This is a genomic window from Kocuria varians (genome assembly GCF_006539885.1).
GTDB classification, from domain to species: Bacteria; Actinomycetota; Actinomycetes; order Actinomycetales; family Micrococcaceae; genus Kocuria; species Kocuria varians.
Genome location: NZ_BJNW01000002.1, coordinates 173,888 through 188,894, shown reverse-complemented (window position 1 = coordinate 188,894; position 15,007 = coordinate 173,888). Strand labels below are relative to the sequence as shown.

Here is a 15,007-nt window from a genome sequence, read left to right as displayed (position 1 = left end):
CGGGCGTGAATCGTTGTCTGGTCGGTGGCCACGGCCCTGCTGCTGGCGGTGGTCCTGGGCCTGTCGAAGATGCCCTGGGCCGTCGTGCTCTTCGTGGCTCTGGTGCCGCTGGTACTCGGGGCGTGTGCGTCCGCGACTGAACGGCGGCGGGTGCGCAGGGCCTATGGCGACTACGAGGTCCAGACGCAGGCGGCTCGCAGCGAGGCATTCCTCGTGGTCGAGGCAGATCCGGAGGCTGTGAAAGATGCCGTGCGCCGTGCGGCCACGGACCGTTTCCGACTCGTGGGCGAGCGTGGCGAGGAGCTGATCCTCCTGCGCCGGATGAACCTGGCGACGTGGGGGATGACCGCGCGTGTCACGGTTGCTGCTCACACGCAGGGAACCCGCATTCACGTGCGGGAGGAACCGCGGCTCGGGACCACGATCTACGACTGGGGCCAGGGTCGGCGCGACATCGTCCTGCTCCTCGACCCGATCGGGGAGCAGCTCACGGGGCCTGTCTCGCCTGCCGAGTGAGGCAGGGCGCTCAGCGCGATGAGGGTCCCCGGGCGTCGTCGCTTCTGACGGCCGACCGCCGGTGTGGCGGCAACCGCTGCCCCGACCCACCACAACCCTGCACCACCGCACGCGGCGTCGTCGCAAGAGCGGAGCAAATGCAGCCCAGGGGGCCGCGCGCTGTTTTCACTCCGCCGCGCAGCATCACGTGGCGCGCTCCGCCGAGAGAAACGGCGTCCCGCGAACCGGAGGCGCCCGCGCCATTGAAGATTTAGTGCAGCTTCTGCCACCTCGAGAGCGATTCCTGGCACAAGCTGCACTAGATTCTGACGGCGTACCCGGGCCGCAGAGAGTCCCCGGGGCCTGGGCGGCGCCGGACGGCCACGCGGACCGCGCCCATCCCACGTGCGAGGATGAACCGCAGGACTTCCGACGTCGACGAGGTGGAACGGGCAGGAATGGCGATCAGCGCACTGGTGGGTGGCACGGCCTCCGTGCTGGGGCTGGGCCTGGTCATGGGCTTCTCGCCCACCGTCTACGCGCTGGTGCTGCGGATCCTCACGCACCACGCCCATCCCGCCCGTGCCGTGCACTTCCTGACGCTGGGCATGGCGCTCGGCACCACGCTGCTGCTCGTCGTCTTCCGCACGGTGGACCCGCAGACCCTGACCGCTCTGCTCGAGGACCGCACCAAGGAGCTGCTGGTCCGGCGCGGTGTGGACCTCACCGCTGGGGTGCTGCTCGCGGTCCTCGCCGTGGTCGAGCTCGTCCGTTGGCGCACCCGCCCCCGCACGGCCCACCGGGCCCCGAAGTCCGAGGAGATGGACTCGCCCCGCCGCATGGTCACCCTGGGGCTCCTCAACACCGTGGTGGGCGTCAGCGGCCCGGCGACCATGTACATCGCCGGCCGCCTCTTCACCGGGCTGAGCCCCCACCTGGCCGTGCAGGCGGTGTTCTTCCTGGTGTTCCTGCTCGCCGTCGTGGGTCCGTACTGGCTCATCACGTGGGCGTGGGAGAAGGTGCCCGCCCTCTCGCGCAACGTGGAACGCGTCACCGGGTGGGTGGCCGCGCAGGACCCCCGCCCCCTCCTGGCGCTGGGTCTGGCGGTGGCGGCCGCCGTCTTCCTGGTCATGGGCGTGCGGGACTGACCCCGCGCCCCGGTGCCGCCACGGCGGCGTCGGACCTGTCTGGTGCCGACGAAGCCGCATCCGGTCGTCCGTGACGGCCGCCCCGACACCGCGGGCGTCACGCCGGGCGTGCCTTGGGCGGCCGCGGGCTGCGCCGCGGGCTTCTGGGTGCCCTGGTGACCGGAGCCGGGGCCGACGACGCCGCGTTCAGTCCTCCTCGGCGGTCGCGTCCGAGATCTTCTCGCCGTGCCGCTCCGCCATCAGCAGCTCCCACGTGCGGACCAGCCGGGGCAGGGAGATGATCACCATGCCGCCCACCATGTTCAGCGGGATGACCCACGCGAACCAGCCGAGCCAGTCCAGGTAGGAGTAGTCCCACCCGGCGTGCATGGCCCCGAAGATCACGATCGAGTTCAGCGCACCGTGGAGCATCCCCAGCCCCACCACGAGCAGCCCCCCGATCAGGGAGATCACGGCGGTCATCATGTCCTCGCCGGTGCCCTGCTGCATGCGGGTCATGAGGGTGATCGTGGAGCCGGCGAGCAGGGCCAGGCACACAGTCTCCACACCGAAGCCGTCCGAGACGTACCTGGAGGCGATGGTCACCAGGGTGTCGGAGAAGTCCGGGAACGCGGCGACCACCACCCACATGAACGCCCACCCACCCACGAGGTTGGTGACCAGGGTGACCGTCCACAGCCGCACGAGCGACCACCAGGACCCGTGCCCCGCGACCACGGCGTTGAGCGGCAGCAGGAAGTCCTCGGTGAACAGCTCCGAGTGGGCGAGGCGCAGGGCCCCAGCAGCCCGATGCCGAACGCGATCCCCGCGAGCAGCTTCGAGCCGGTGGCGTCCATGACGGCGAGCATGGCCATGATGCCCAGGCCCACGTCGATCCCGCCGAACAGCCCGGTGACGACCAGCGCCCGCCACGTGCGGTGCAACCGGTCCGCACCCTCCTGGACGGTGTTGCGGAACTCTTCGACCAGCTCGTCCTCGAGGGGCTGGGCGGTGCGCCCGGAGGAACGCCGTGCGGTCTCGCCGTCGCGGGTGTCTGCCATGCGGTTCAGCGTAGGCCACGGGGTGCACGCGTTCGCCCGTGCGGAACTGCTGCCTGGCGGAGTAAGTGCAGCCCGCGGGGTCGAAAACCTGCACTGACGGAGTAAACGCAACGGGGTGGGTGCCCCGAGAGGAGTGTGACCTGACCCCGGGAGGTTCACGGTCCGCGCATGCGAGCCCAAGGCGGATGCCCCGCAGGAACCGCTGCCTGGCGGCGCAAGTGCAGCCCGCGGGGTCGAAAACCTGCACTGACGGAGCAAATGCAACGGGGCGGGTACCCGCGATCAGGGCTTGCCGGTGAAGCGCGGCGGCCGCTTCTCCTGGAAGGCCTTGAAGCCCTCCCGGTAGTCGGCAGTGGCGGCGAGTTCGGCCTGGACGCGGTTCTCGCCGGCCATGGAGTCCCACAGCCCGGCGCGCTCGTCGCGGACCTGGGCGACGAGCCGCTTGGACGCGATGAACGACTGCGTGGCGCCGTGTGCCGCCTTCCGGACCCGTTCGAGGGTGAACTCGAGCAGCTCCTCCGCGGGCACGGCGCGCGAGAACAGTCCCGCGGCCACGGCCTCCGCACCGCTCATGAGGTCACCGGTGTAGATCAGGTCCAGGGCGCGGTGTGCCCCGAGCCGCTCGGTGAACAGGGCGTGCCCGCCGGAGTCGAGGATCGCTCCCAGGTTGGCGAACGGCGAGCCGATCTTCGCGTTCTCCGCCACGTAGACCACGTCCGTGGCGATCGCCAGGCCGAGCCCCACGCCCAGGCAGGCCCCCTGCACCGCGGCGAACGTGGGGGCGGGGAACGCGGAGATCTGGCGCAGCAGCGGCTGCAGCGTCCCGTCCAGGTATCCGGCGGTGTCGTCGGTGGCCGGGTCCACCCCAGAGATGTCGCGGCCGGCGCAGAACGCCCGGCCCTCGCCGGTGAGCACGAGCGCGCGCACCCCGGCCGCCTCCGCCTCCGTGTAGGCGGCCGAGAGCTCGGTCAGGGCGTCGCGGTCCAGCGAGTTCATCTTCTGGGGCGCGTTGAGCACCACGCGGGCGGTCTCGTCCTCGATGGTCAGGTCGATCACGGTGTTCTCCTCGGGGTTCGGGTCTCGCGCGGGGCGGGCGTGGGCAGAGACGGCGACGACGCCGCCCGGGGGCCGGTGCGGCGTCGTCGTCACGATCGGCGGGTCAGGCGTCGAAGTCCACGCTCAACCGGTCCGAGGTGGGGCGCGTCTGGCACGTGAGCACGTACCCGGCGTCCACCTCGTCCTTCTCGAGCGCGAAGTTCTCCTCCATCTCGAAGTCCCCGGAGGTGACCTTGGCACGGCACGTGCCGCACACGCCGCCGGCGCACGCGAAGGGCACGTCCGGGCGCACGCGCAGCGCGGCGTTGAGCACGGTCTCTTGCGCGGACTTGGGGGACTCCACCTGGGCGGAGGTGCCGTCCAGGTTGAAGACGATCTCGTAGTTCTCGCCCTGGGGATCCGCCTGGACCGCACGGCCCTGCTGACCCTGCGGGGCGGTGGGCTTGCCGGTGGTGAACAGCTCGAAGCGCACGCGGGACTCGTCCACCCCGCGCTCCTTGAGGACGTCGCGGCACAGCTGCACGAGCTCGAACGGACCGCACAGGAACCACTCGTCCGTGGAGTCCACCTGGATCACGTGGTCCAGCAGCTCCGCGAGCTTGTCGTGGTCGATCCGCCCGGACATCAGCGGCGAGATCCGCTGCTCCCGGGAGAGCACGTGGTGCACGGCCAGGCGGGAGGGGTACTTGTCCTTGAGGTCGCCCAGCTCCTCCGCGAACATCACGTCCATGGAGGACCGGTTGGCGTAGATCACGTCCATCGCGGCGGTGTCCGAGGCGCGCAGCAGGGCGCGGGCGATCGCCATGATGGGGGTGATCCCGGACCCGGCGGCGAAGGCCACCAGGTGCACGTCGCGCTTCTTGGCGACCTCCCGCTCGGCGAGCTTCTCGGGGTCGTTCATGGAGGTGATGTTGACCTTGGAGGTGAACGCGCCCTGCGGGTTCATCACGTCCAGGGTGTCCCCGGCGGCCAGCTGCTCGTTGGCCCACGTGGAGAAGACGCCGCCCATGTCCTTCTTGATGGCCACGCGGATCTCACCGGGGGTGGGGTCCGCGCAGATCGAGTAGGACCGGCGCACCTCGTGGCCGTTGATCGTGGCGCGGATGGCCACGTACTGGCCCGGGAGGTAGTCGTAGTCGGGGACGAGGTCCTCGGGGACCTCGAACGTGACCTCCACAGAGTCCGCGGTCAGCTTGCGCACCTCGGAGACGGCGAGGGTATTGAACGTGGCACGGCGCTTGCCGCCGCCCGCGCTGGCTTCGGTGGCGGCCTCCAGGGCGGAGGCGTCAGCGGTTTCGCTCATGATCAGTGCACCTTGAAGTAGTCGAAGGGTTCTCTGCAGTCCTGGCAGACCCACAGGGACTTGCAGGAGGTGGACCCGAAGCGGGTCATCTCACGGGTGTTCAGGGAGCTGCACCGCGGGCACTTCACGGCCAGGCTCAGCCGCACCGGGCCGGAGTTGTGCCCGGCGCTCGTGCGGCCGGTGGGCGGGGCGATGCCGTACTCGCGCAGCTTGGCCTGGCCTTCCTCGGACATCCAGTCCGTGGTCCACGCCGGGCGCAGGACCTGCACCACGCGCACGTTCTCGTACCCGGCGGCCGCGACCGCCGCTTCGAGGTCCGCGGCCATGGTGTCCATGGCGGGGCAGCCGGAGTAGGTGGGGGTGATGACGACGACGTTCTCGTCCTCCCCTGCCACGGCGTCCCGCAGCACCCCGAGGTCCTCGAGCGTGAGCACGGGGATCTCGGGATCGCACACGGTGGCGGCGACGTCCCACAGGGCGGCGTCGCGCGGGTCCCTCGGGCGCTGCGACGGGCCCACGGGAACCTCGCGGGGAGGCACCTCACCCGTGGGCGGCAGCGAACGGGGCGGAACGCGGGAGAACACGGTGCTCACCACGTGGCGCCGGGATGCTGGCGGGCGAGCCACTGCATCTCGGCGAGGATGTACCCGCGGTACTCGGAGTAGGCGCCGTCGCGCGGTGCCGCGGACAGCCGGGCCTGGGCCACGTTCGGAACCTCGAGCTCGGCCTCGGCCAGCAGGGCGGTGACCCGGTCCATGGTGGGCGCGCGCAGCGAGGAGGGCCGCACGGCAATGTCCTCGAGCTCGTCGTGCAGCGGCTCGTCCGCGAACAGCTCGTCCAGGTAGGGCCACATGTAGTAGAGGTCCTCCTGGATGCGCCGCTTGGACTCCTCGGTGCCGAGGCCCAGGCGCAGGATCCACTGGGCCGCGTGGTCCTGGTGGTACTCGACCTCCTTCAGCGCCTTGTCCGCGATGGCGGCCAGGGTCTGGTCCGTGGAGGACTGCAGCGCCGAGTAGAGCTCGTACTGGTAGAAGGAGAACAGCAGCTGACGCGCGATGGTCTGGCCGAAGTCCCCGTTCTCCTGCTCTACGAGGCGCACAGAGCGGAACTCCTCTTCGTTGCGGAAGTACGCGAGCTCGTCCTCGGTCTTGCCCCATGCGGAGCCCGCGTAGGTCAGAAGGAAGCGGGCGTGGCCGATGAGGTCCAGCGCGATGTTGCCGAGCGCGATGTCCTCCTCGAGCTCGGGGGCCCGGGAGATCCACCAGCCGAGACGCTGGGAGAGCATCAGGGCGTCGTCGCCCAGGCGCAAGGCGTACTGCGCCACGGCTTCGGAGGCCTTGCCCGCGGTCTCCGCGATCTCCTCGGGGGTGATCGCGGTGCCCGCGGACTGCTTGGTCGCGGAGTCGTGGGAGGCGAACGCGCTCACAGGTGCTTCACCCCTTCGCTCTTGGTGTAGTACGTGGCGTGGCGGTAGCTCTTGCCCTGCGCGGACTCGAAGTAGCCGCCCTTGGAGTCCGGGTCCGAGGCCGTGATGGCGTCCGCGGGGACCACCCACACGCTCGTGCCCTCGTTGCGGCGGGTGTAGAGGTCACGGGCGTTGCGCACGGCCATGGTGGCGTCCGGGGCGTGCAGGGAGCCCGCGTGCACGTGGGACAGCCCGCGCGAGGAGCGCACGAAGACCTCCCACAGGGGCCAGTTGCCGGTCTGGTTCTCGCTCATGCCCGCGCTCCGATCAGCTCGGCGGAGCCGCGCCCCGCGACGACGGTGAATTCTTCGGTGGCCTCGGCATCAGCCGACGACGACGCCGCGGCCGCCTCCGCGGCCTCGCGCGCCTGGCGCTGTGCGTAGGCCTCGGCCGCCTCGCGGACCCAGGCGCCGTTGGCGTGCGCCTCGCGACGACGCTTCATGCGCTGCACGTTGCACGGGCCGGAGCCCTGGATCACGGACATGAACTCGTCCCAGTCCAGCTGACCGTAGTCGTAGTGCCCGCGCTCCTCGTTCCACTTCAGGTCCGGGTCCGGCAGGGTCAGACCCAGGGCCTCCGCCTGCGGCACGATCATGTCCACGAAGCGCTGGCGCAGCTCGTCGTTGGAGAAGCGCTTGATGTTCCACTGCATGGACTGCTGCGAGTTGGGGGAGTCCGCGTCCGGGGGGCCGAACATCTGCAGGGCGGGGCCGTAGAAGCGGTTCACGGCGTCCTGCGCCATCTGCTTCTGCGCCTCGGTGCCGTGGGAGAGCTCGTAGAGGATCTCCCAGCCCTGGCGCTGGTGGAAGGACTCCTCCTTGCAGATGCGCACCATTGCGCGGCCGTACGGGCCGTAGGACGCGCGGCACAGCGGCACCTGGTTGCAGATCGCGGCGCCGTCCACGAGCCAGCCGATCGCACCCATGTCCGCCCAGGTGCGGGCCGGGTAGTTGAAGATCGAGGAGTACTTGGCCTTGCCGCTGAGCAGCTGCTCGTTGAGCACGGAGCGCGGGGTGCCCAGGGTCTCCGCGGCGGAGTAGAGGTACAGCCCGTGGCCTGCCTCGTCCTGGACCTTGGCCATGAGCACAGCCTTGCGCTTGAGGCTCGGCGCGCGCGTGATCCAGTTGGCCTCCGGCTGCATGCCGATGATCTCCGAGTGCGCGTGCTGGGAGACCTGACGGGTCAGGCTCTTGCGGTAGGCCTCGGGCATCCAGTCGCGGGGCTCCACGCGGGAGTCCTCGCTGATGAGGTGGTCGAAGTGCTGCTGCTCGGCGGTGAGATCCGCCTGGTCCGCGGCAGTGGTCTGCTCGGTCATGGTGTGTGTCCTCGGTTCGCGGGTGAAATGGGAGCGGAGGATGAAGTCTGTACGCTGCCGGCAATAATAACCGACCGCTCGTTCAGAATATAGGCCCCCTGTGTGATCGTCAACACATTCTCGACCCGCACGAGGCGGCGTCGTCAACGGTTCACGGGGCCGATTTCTGTTGACACAGATCACATTTCGCGGTTACCTACTGACCGATCGTTCTGAAAATCTGAGGAGTCCCCGTGCCCCACCATGCCGTTCTCGACGGAGACCACGCGTCCGAGTGGCTGGGCATCACCGTGCAGCGGGCAGACCCGGGGCACTGCGTGATCTCCATGCCCGTGCGGGAGGAGATGCTCAACGGGTTCGGCATCGTGCACGGCGGCATGGTCTTCGCGCTCGCAGACTCCTGCTTCGCCATGACCTGCAACGACCCCGAGCCGGACGGCACCTCCATGACCGTGGCCCAGGGTGTGGACATCAACTTCCTCAGCTCCGCCCACCCCGGACAGACCCTCGTCGCCGAGGGCCGTCAGATCGCAACCACCGGACGCAGCGGACTGTGCGACATCACCGTCTCCACCCAGGACGGCGACGTCGTCGCCCAGTTCCGCGGTCGCAGCCGCACCGTGCCCCTTCGCCAGAAAGCGTGAATCCCATGACGTCGTGCTCCGTCCCCAATCCGTACCACCCGGTGGCCTCCCAGGACCCGTCGCAACCGGATCCCGAGGAACTGATGAGCCGGGACCAGATCGAGGCGCTGCAGACGGAGCGCCTGAACTGGACCCTGCACTACGCGTACGAGAACGTCTCCGCGTACCGGGAGCTCTTCGACGAGCACGGCGTGCACCCGGACGACTTCCACGAGCTCGAGGACCTCGCCAAGTTCCCGTACACGGACAAGGAGTTCCTCCGGAAGGCGTATCCGTTCAAGGCGCTGGCCACGCCCATGTCCGAGATCCGCCGCATCCACGCGTCGTCGGGCACCACCGGCCAGCCCACCGTGGTGGCGTACACGGAGGAGGACCTGCAGACGTGGGGGACCCTCGTGGCCCGCTGCTTCCGGCTCTCCGGCATCAACCCCGGGGACAAGGTGCACAACGCGTACGGCTACGGGCTGTTCACCGGCGGGCTGGGGGCGCACTACGGCGCGGAGCGGCTCGGGTGCGCGGTGATCCCCATGTCCGGCGGGCAGACCGAGAAGCAGGTCCAGCTGATCCGCGACTTCGAGCCGCAGGCCATCCTCTCCACCCCCACCTACCTGCTGACCATCGCGGACGGGTTCCGCAAGCTGGGTCTGGACCCGCGCGAGACCTCCCTGCGCCACGCGGTCCTGGGTGCAGAGCCCTGGACCGAGGAGATGCGCCACGAGATCGAGAAGACGTTCAACATCTCCGCGAGCGACATCTACGGTCTCTCCGAGGTCATGGGCCCTGGCGTGGCCGGCGAGTCCTGCGAGACCAAGGACGGCTCGCACATCTGGGAGGACCACTTCCGCCCGGAGATCATCGACCCGTTCGACGACACCGTGCAGGACACCGGGCGCCCCGGCGAGCTCGTCTTCACCGCGCTGACCAAGCAGGCGCTGCCGATCATCCGCTACCGCACCCACGACCTCACGCGGCTGCTGCCCGGCACCGCGCGTCCGGGGCACCGCCGGATGGGCAGGATCACCGGGCGCTCGGACGACATGATCATCCTGCGCGGCGTGAACCTCTTTCCGTCCCAGATCGAGGAGCTCGCGCTGAAGATCCCGGCGCTCTCGCCGCACTTCACGCTCGAGATCACGCGGCCGAACCGCATGGACCAGATGACCATCCACATCGAGCGGCGCGAGGACGCCACCGTGGAGGAGGCCCAGGAGGGCGGGCGCGGGTTGCTGCACGAGATCAAGACGAAGATCGGCTCGAGCGCCACCATCGACATCGCCGAGCCGGACACCCTCGCCCGGTCCTCCGGCAAGCTGCGGCGCGTCTACGACCACCGCGACAAGTAAGTCCCGGTGTTGCTGAGGGACCTCCGCGGGAACGGGGCCCGGGTGACGAGCCGGTAACCTGATGACTCCGTTCCCGGCAGAAGGTCGAGGTGCACGAAGATGTCCCCCGAGAGCAAGCCCCCCGCTTCCGACGATGCCGCCGCGGCGCCCAAGCGCGGGCGTCCCGGCTACGACCGGGAGACCCTGCTGTCCGTGTGCGTGGACGTCTTCAACCGCTACGGCTACGACGCCACCTCCATGGGCACCCTGTCCAAGCACCTGGGGATCTCCAAGTCCGCGATCTACCACCACGTGGAGTCCAAGGAGGCGATCCTCGGGCAGGCCCTGGACCGCGCCCTGGATGCGCTGGAGGCCGTGTTCTCGGAGGTGCTCGCGAACGACAGCGACCCCGTGAACAAGCTTGAGCAGATCTTGGACGGCTCCGTGCGGGTGCTCGTGGCGCAGATGCCGTACGTGACCCTGTTGCTGCGGCTGCGCGGGAACTCGGAGGTCGAGGAGGCGGCGCTGCAGCGGCGTCGTCACCTGACCCGCACCGTGGAGGACCTGGTGCGCCAGGCACAGGAGCGCGGCGAGCTGCGCACGGACATCTCCGGGAAGTCCGCCCCGCGCCTGATGCTGGGCATGGTCAACTCCATCGTGGACTGGTACCAGCCGGGTCGCTCCGGCACGGTGGACCAGCTCGCGGCCACCGTGGTCACGATCATCTTCTCGGGACTGCGGACGCAGCCCCCGTCCGAGCTCCGCAGCTAGAGTGCGACTCTCACGCTCCCGGATGATCGACCCGTCCGCGCTGATCCGCCTGTACGACGCCGTCGGGTGGAGCACCTACACGAGCCGCCCCGAGAACTTCGGACCCATGGTCGAGAACTCTTGGCTGGTGGTCTCGGCGTGGGCGGACGGCGAACTCGTAGGGCTGGCGCGCGTGGTGGGCGACGGCGCCACGGTCGCGTACATCCAGGACCTCCTGGTGGACCCGGGGCACCAGCTGCGAGGGATCGGGCGGGCACTGCTCGCCGAGGTGCTGGCCGAGACGGCGCACATCCGCCAGACGTACATCACCACTGACGATGCCGCCCGGAACGCCCACGTGCTCGCGCTCTACCGTTCGCTGGGCTTCCGCCCCACCCCGGACCTCGGGTGCACCACGCTCGCGATCATGCGGTGAGCAGGTGGGGGGTCAGTCCTCTGTTCCTTCGTGCTCCAGGATGTAGTCACTGAAACCAGGAGCGGTAAAAGAGAGCAGACCTCGCCCCGGGGAGTCCAGGATGCCCTTGTCCATGAGAGAGCGCCGGGCCATGCTGATCGCGGTGGTCGGTTTTCCGAGTGTTGCCGCAACGTCAGCTCTGCGCGGAGTTGGGCTTGTCTGCTGAGCCACTGCACGGAGCAGCTCACGTTCTGCGGGTGTGGCCTTGCCCCACCTCGTGCGGTAGAAGACGTCAAGCTGATCGTGCACCTCGTCCTCGGATGCCTCGACCGCCCCCAGCGTGATCATCCCGCCGGGGTGGGGGGAGCCCGCTGCCTCCCAGGCGGCGTGGGCCCAGAGCTGCAGGAAATGGGGATAGCCGTGAGCCTTCTCCAGAACTGCTTCGATGGCGCTGTGATGCCACGTCACCCCGAGGGTCTCGGCGGGCCCCGCCAGGGCTTCGTACGCGGCGTCCCGGCTGAGGTCCTTCAAACGGATGAACTCGAAACGTTCACCGAAGGTGGCGGCATCCGTGACCACATCTGAGGTGTGGCCGAGGCCGGCCCCGACGAGCGTGGCCGGAACGGAAGCTCCTTCCTGGGACCGAAGGTGCTGCCACGCGTAGGCCAGAGCCTTCAGGGCGGTGTGATCGGCTGTCCGAAACTCATCGATGAAGATCGCCAGACCCCCTCCGCCCTTGTGCAGCGTGCGTGCGGTGGCGGCGATCAGGGCTTCCAGCGCCTGACCGGGGGCCTCCACGGCAGCCGGTCGCTGGCTCGGGCCGGTGCTCACTCCGAACCCGGGGATGCTCAAGGAAAACTCGAGGTTCCGAATCAGGGACGTGATCTCCTGCGCGGCCGAGGAGTGCCAGGTCGCGGTCAGCTTTTCCAGCTCTGCGGACAGGACCGGCAGGAGATCGGCGTCGCCCGCGGTGATCCAGACCGTGGCCAGTCCTCGTTCACGTGCGGCCTTCTGCGCGTATCGCAGCAGGGAGGTCTTTCCCACCCCTCGGCTCCCCACGAACACCCGCGGGCGGGCAATGAACGCCCCCTCATCCGCTACAAGCTGCATTTGGGAGCGCAGCCGACGCATGTGCGTCTCCCGCCCAGGGAGGAAAGTCGTGACCTCGCCCGGCGTGTAAGGGGAGCGTTGCATGGATACTCCTTTATAGAAGGAGTTCAATTATAAAGAAGTATATGAACGCTTCTGGTCATTGTGCCAGGTCAGTACAGCTGGGATGCCGGGTCCGGTCCCTACAGCTGCTTCTTGAAACCGACGTGGGACGGGCGGTAGCCCAGGCGTTCGTAGAAGCGGTGGGCATCGGGCCGTGAGGTGTCGGTGGTCAGCTGGAGCAGTGAGCACCCGGAGGCGAGTGCAACGGTCTCCGCCCACGTGAACATCCGCTCGCCCAGTTCCTGGCGGCGCAGGGTGGAGGTCACCCGGACGGACTCGATCTGCAGGCGGCGCGCGCCCCCGCGGGACAGGCCGGGGATCACCGTGAGTTGCATGGTGCCCACCACGTCGCCCGCGTCGTTCCGGACGGCGGTCAGGAACTGGTGCGGATCGGCGTCGATCTCCTGGAAGGCGCGCTCGTAGGTGCCCATGTCCCCGCCTTCGCGAGCGCTCCCCAGCGGATCGTCCGCCAGGAGGCGCACGACCGCGGGGACGTCCTCGAGGCACGCCCGGCTGGGCTGGCACCGGGTTCCATCCGGCAGCGCCCAGCAGGCGTCCACCACGTGGATCGTCATGCCATGTCCTGGCCCGCTTCGCTCTCCGGCGTGGGCCACTGCTTGGCCACCAGGGTCAGGACGTCGTAGGTGGCCACGATCTCGTCGTTCTGGTTGGTCAGGCGGGCGTCCCAGGCGACCTCGCCGTACTCGTCCGTGACGCGGGGTGTGATCTTATTGGCGGTCAGGGTCACGCGGATGGCGTCGTCGTACGTCACCGGGGTGATGAAGCGCAGGTTCTCCAGCCCGTAGTTGGCGAGCACCGGTCCCGGGGAGGGCTCCACGAACAGCCCGGCGGCCCACGAGACCAGCAGGTAGCCGTGCGCCACGCGGCGCGGGAAGAACGGGTTGGCCGTGGCGGCCTCCTCGTCCGTGTGCGCGTAGAACGTGTCACCGGTCTTCTCCGCGAACTCGAGGATGTCCTCGAGCTTCACCGTGCGCAGGTCCGAGACGAACTGGTCCCCGATCCGCAGGGTCTCCAGGGACTTGCGGAACGGGTGCTCGCCCGTGCCGTTCTCCACGTCCTCGCGGGTCACGGTGGTGGCGCTCGCCCCCCAGTGCCACTGGCCGGTGATGCCGGTGAGCAGGTCAGGGGAGCCCTGCACGGCGGTGCGCTGCATGTAGTGCTTCACCGCGCGCACGCCGCCCAGCTCCTCGCCGCCGCCCGCGCGGCCGGGGCCGCCGTGGACGAGGTGCGGCACGGGGGAGCCGTGGCCGGTGGAGGTCTTGGCGTCGTCGCGGTCCAGGAACAGCACGCGGCCGTGGTGGGCCCCGATCCCGGAGAGGAACTGCGCCGCGAGCTCCGGGGAGTGCGTGCACACGGTGGCCACCAGGGAGCCACCGCCCAGCGCCGCGATCTCCACCGCGTCCGCGACGTCGCCCGAGTAGCCGAGCACGGAGGTGACCGGACCGAACGCCTCGACCTCGTGCACGGCGGGGGTGCGGGCGTCGTCGAAGGACAGGACCGTCACGGGGAAGAACGCGCCGTGCTCCGGGACCGAGGACAGCTCCTCCGGGCCGCCGAGCTCCACGCTCGCACCGGCGTCGATCAGTGCGCGCACGGAGCGCAGCACCTCGAAGTACTGCTCCTCGGACGCAAGCGGACCCACGGTCGTGGCGGCGTCGCGCGGATCGCCGACGGCGGCGCGCTCGGCCACGCGCTTCGTGATCGCCTCGACCACGGCGCCGCGGATCTCCTGCGGCACGATCACCCGTCGGATCGCGGTGCACTTCTGCCCGGCCTTGGCGGTGACCTCCAGGACCACCGACTTCACGAACGCCTCGAACTCGGGGGAGTCCTCGGTGACGTCCGGCGCCATGATGGCGGCGTTGAGGGAGTCCGTCTCCGCTGTGAAGCGCACCCCCTTCTCCTGGACGTTCGAGTGCGCCCGCAGGGACTGCGCCGTGGCCGCGGAACCGGTGAAGGCCACGTGGTCCCGGGCGTCCAGGTGGTCGAGCAGGTCCCGCGCGGAGCCGGAGATCAGCTGCAGCGATCCCTCCGGCAGCAGCCCGGAGTCCAGCATGAGCCGCACGCACGCCTCCGTGACGTAGCCGGTGGGGGTCGCCGGCTTCACGATGCTGGGCACTCCGGCGATGAACGCGGGCGCGAATTTCTCGAGCATGCCCCACACGGGGAAGTTGAACGCGTTGATCTGCACGGCCACGCCGGGCAGCCGCGTGTAGACGTGCTCGCCCAGGAAGGAGCCGTCCCGGGAGAGCTGCTCCACGGCGCCGTCCACGACCACGTTCGCGTTGGGCAGCTCTCGGCGGCCCTTGGAGGAGAAGGTGAACAGCGTGCCGATGCCGCCGTCGATGTCGATCAGGTGGTCCTTGGCGGTGGAACCCGTCGCGTAGGAGAGCTCGTACAGCTCCTCCTTGTGCTCGCCCAGGTACTGCGCGAGCTGCTTGAGGATCAGCGCGCGGTCGTGGATCCGCAGCTCTCCGAGGGAGGCATGTCCCACGGTGCGCCCGTACTCCACGGCCCCGGCGGTGTCGATGCCGTCCGTGCTCACGCGGGCCACGAGTTCCCCGCTGGCGGCGTCCCGCACGTCCGCGACGCGCTCGGGCTGCTCCGGCCGCCACCACTGCCCCTTCACGAAGCTGGGCAGGATCTGGGGTGCGGCGTCGGGCGCCTGGGTCTGGGTGCTCACGCTGGTCCTCCGGGTGTCGAGGTCAATAGCCGAACGATCGGTCAGTATTCGCCCCAGGATAACCTAGGTCACACAGCGGCACCATGGTCTTTCGGCGCGAGCGCCCGGGCGACGACGCCGCCCCGGGGACTCCCGGGG

15 protein-coding genes and 1 pseudogene are annotated in these 15,007 nt (G+C 69.5%); 6 read left to right on the top strand and 10 right to left on the bottom strand.

Annotated features, from left to right (window positions below):
• Positions 1-24 precede the first annotated feature (24 nt).
• Positions 25-516, top strand: a complete 492-nt coding sequence (locus KVA01_RS02085; protein ID WP_141268711.1) for a hypothetical protein — start codon at positions 25-27, stop codon at positions 514-516.
• A gap of 437 nt (positions 517-953) precedes the next feature.
• Complete coding sequence (locus tag KVA01_RS02080) at positions 954-1,643, top strand: hypothetical protein (protein ID WP_068467739.1); 690 nt, start codon at positions 954-956, stop codon at positions 1,641-1,643.
• 186 nt (positions 1,644-1,829) lie between these two features.
• Here the strand turns inward: KVA01_RS02080 and KVA01_RS02075 are convergent.
• From KVA01_RS02075 to paaA, 7 genes and pseudogenes are all read right to left on the bottom strand, one after another.
• A pseudogene (locus KVA01_RS02075) lies at positions 1,830-2,683 on the bottom strand (formate/nitrite transporter family protein).
• Positions 2,684-2,965: 282 nt separating this feature from the next.
• Positions 2,966-3,739 (bottom strand): enoyl-CoA hydratase/isomerase family protein, encoded by a 774-nt coding sequence (locus KVA01_RS02070; protein ID WP_068467743.1) that lies wholly within the window; start codon positions 3,737-3,739, stop codon positions 2,966-2,968.
• A 103-nt stretch (positions 3,740-3,842) separates the two neighbouring features.
• Positions 3,843-5,042 carry a 1,2-phenylacetyl-CoA epoxidase subunit PaaE gene (gene paaE, locus KVA01_RS02065; RefSeq protein ID WP_068467745.1) on the bottom strand — a complete coding sequence of 400 codons (1,200 nt, stop codon included), beginning with the start codon at positions 5,040-5,042 and terminating at the stop codon, positions 3,843-3,845.
• A 2-nt stretch (positions 5,043-5,044) separates the two neighbouring features.
• Positions 5,045-5,581: a 1,2-phenylacetyl-CoA epoxidase subunit PaaD gene (paaD, locus tag KVA01_RS02060; RefSeq protein ID WP_082810231.1), complete on the bottom strand. Its 537-nt coding sequence runs from the start codon at positions 5,579-5,581 to the stop codon at positions 5,045-5,047.
• Positions 5,582-5,631: 50 nt separating this feature from the next.
• Positions 5,632-6,468 carry a 1,2-phenylacetyl-CoA epoxidase subunit PaaC gene (gene paaC / locus KVA01_RS02055; RefSeq protein WP_141268709.1) on the bottom strand — a complete coding sequence of 279 codons (837 nt, stop codon included), beginning with the start codon at positions 6,466-6,468 and terminating at the stop codon, positions 5,632-5,634.
• Entirely contained in the window at positions 6,465-6,761 is a 297-nt protein-coding gene (gene paaB, locus KVA01_RS02050; RefSeq protein WP_055082364.1) for a 1,2-phenylacetyl-CoA epoxidase subunit PaaB, read from the bottom strand. Before paaB ends, paaC begins: the two co-directional genes overlap by 4 nt.
• On the bottom strand, positions 6,758-7,822 hold the full coding sequence (gene paaA, locus KVA01_RS02045) for a 1,2-phenylacetyl-CoA epoxidase subunit PaaA (RefSeq protein WP_141268707.1): 1,065 nt from the start codon (positions 7,820-7,822) through the stop codon (positions 6,758-6,760). Before paaA ends, paaB begins: the two co-directional genes overlap by 4 nt.
• A gap of 233 nt (positions 7,823-8,055) precedes the next feature.
• Between paaA and KVA01_RS02040 the strand changes: the two genes are divergently transcribed.
• The 4 genes from KVA01_RS02040 to KVA01_RS02025 all read left to right on the top strand — a co-directional run bounded on the left by KVA01_RS02040 (position 8,056) and on the right by KVA01_RS02025 (position 10,974).
• Positions 8,056-8,466 (top strand): PaaI family thioesterase, encoded by a 411-nt coding sequence (locus tag KVA01_RS02040; protein ID WP_068467753.1) that lies wholly within the window; start codon positions 8,056-8,058, stop codon positions 8,464-8,466.
• Between the two features lie 5 nt (positions 8,467-8,471).
• Complete coding sequence (locus KVA01_RS02035) at positions 8,472-9,809, top strand: phenylacetate--CoA ligase family protein (protein WP_174805690.1); 1,338 nt, start codon at positions 8,472-8,474, stop codon at positions 9,807-9,809.
• 99 nt (positions 9,810-9,908) lie between these two features.
• On the top strand, positions 9,909-10,559 hold the full coding sequence (locus KVA01_RS02030) for a TetR/AcrR family transcriptional regulator (RefSeq protein WP_068467756.1): 651 nt from the start codon (positions 9,909-9,911) through the stop codon (positions 10,557-10,559).
• 22 nt (positions 10,560-10,581) lie between these two features.
• Positions 10,582-10,974 carry a GNAT family N-acetyltransferase gene (locus tag KVA01_RS02025; protein WP_082810232.1) on the top strand — a complete coding sequence of 131 codons (393 nt, stop codon included), beginning with the start codon at positions 10,582-10,584 and terminating at the stop codon, positions 10,972-10,974.
• 12 nt (positions 10,975-10,986) lie between these two features.
• Here KVA01_RS02025 and KVA01_RS02020 read toward each other — a convergent pair whose 3' ends face one another.
• From KVA01_RS02020 to paaZ, 3 genes are all read right to left on the bottom strand, one after another.
• On the bottom strand, positions 10,987-12,174 hold the full coding sequence (locus KVA01_RS02020; RefSeq protein ID WP_141268703.1) for an ATP-binding protein: 1,188 nt from the start codon (positions 12,172-12,174) through the stop codon (positions 10,987-10,989).
• Between the two features lie 71 nt (positions 12,175-12,245).
• Positions 12,246-12,740, bottom strand: a complete 495-nt coding sequence (locus tag KVA01_RS02015) for a GNAT family N-acetyltransferase (RefSeq protein WP_068467765.1) — start codon at positions 12,738-12,740, stop codon at positions 12,246-12,248.
• Entirely contained in the window at positions 12,737-14,869 is a 2,133-nt protein-coding gene (gene paaZ, locus KVA01_RS02010; protein WP_141268701.1) for a phenylacetic acid degradation bifunctional protein PaaZ, read from the bottom strand. Before paaZ ends, KVA01_RS02015 begins: the two co-directional genes overlap by 4 nt.
• Positions 14,870-15,007: the final 138 nt, after the last annotated feature.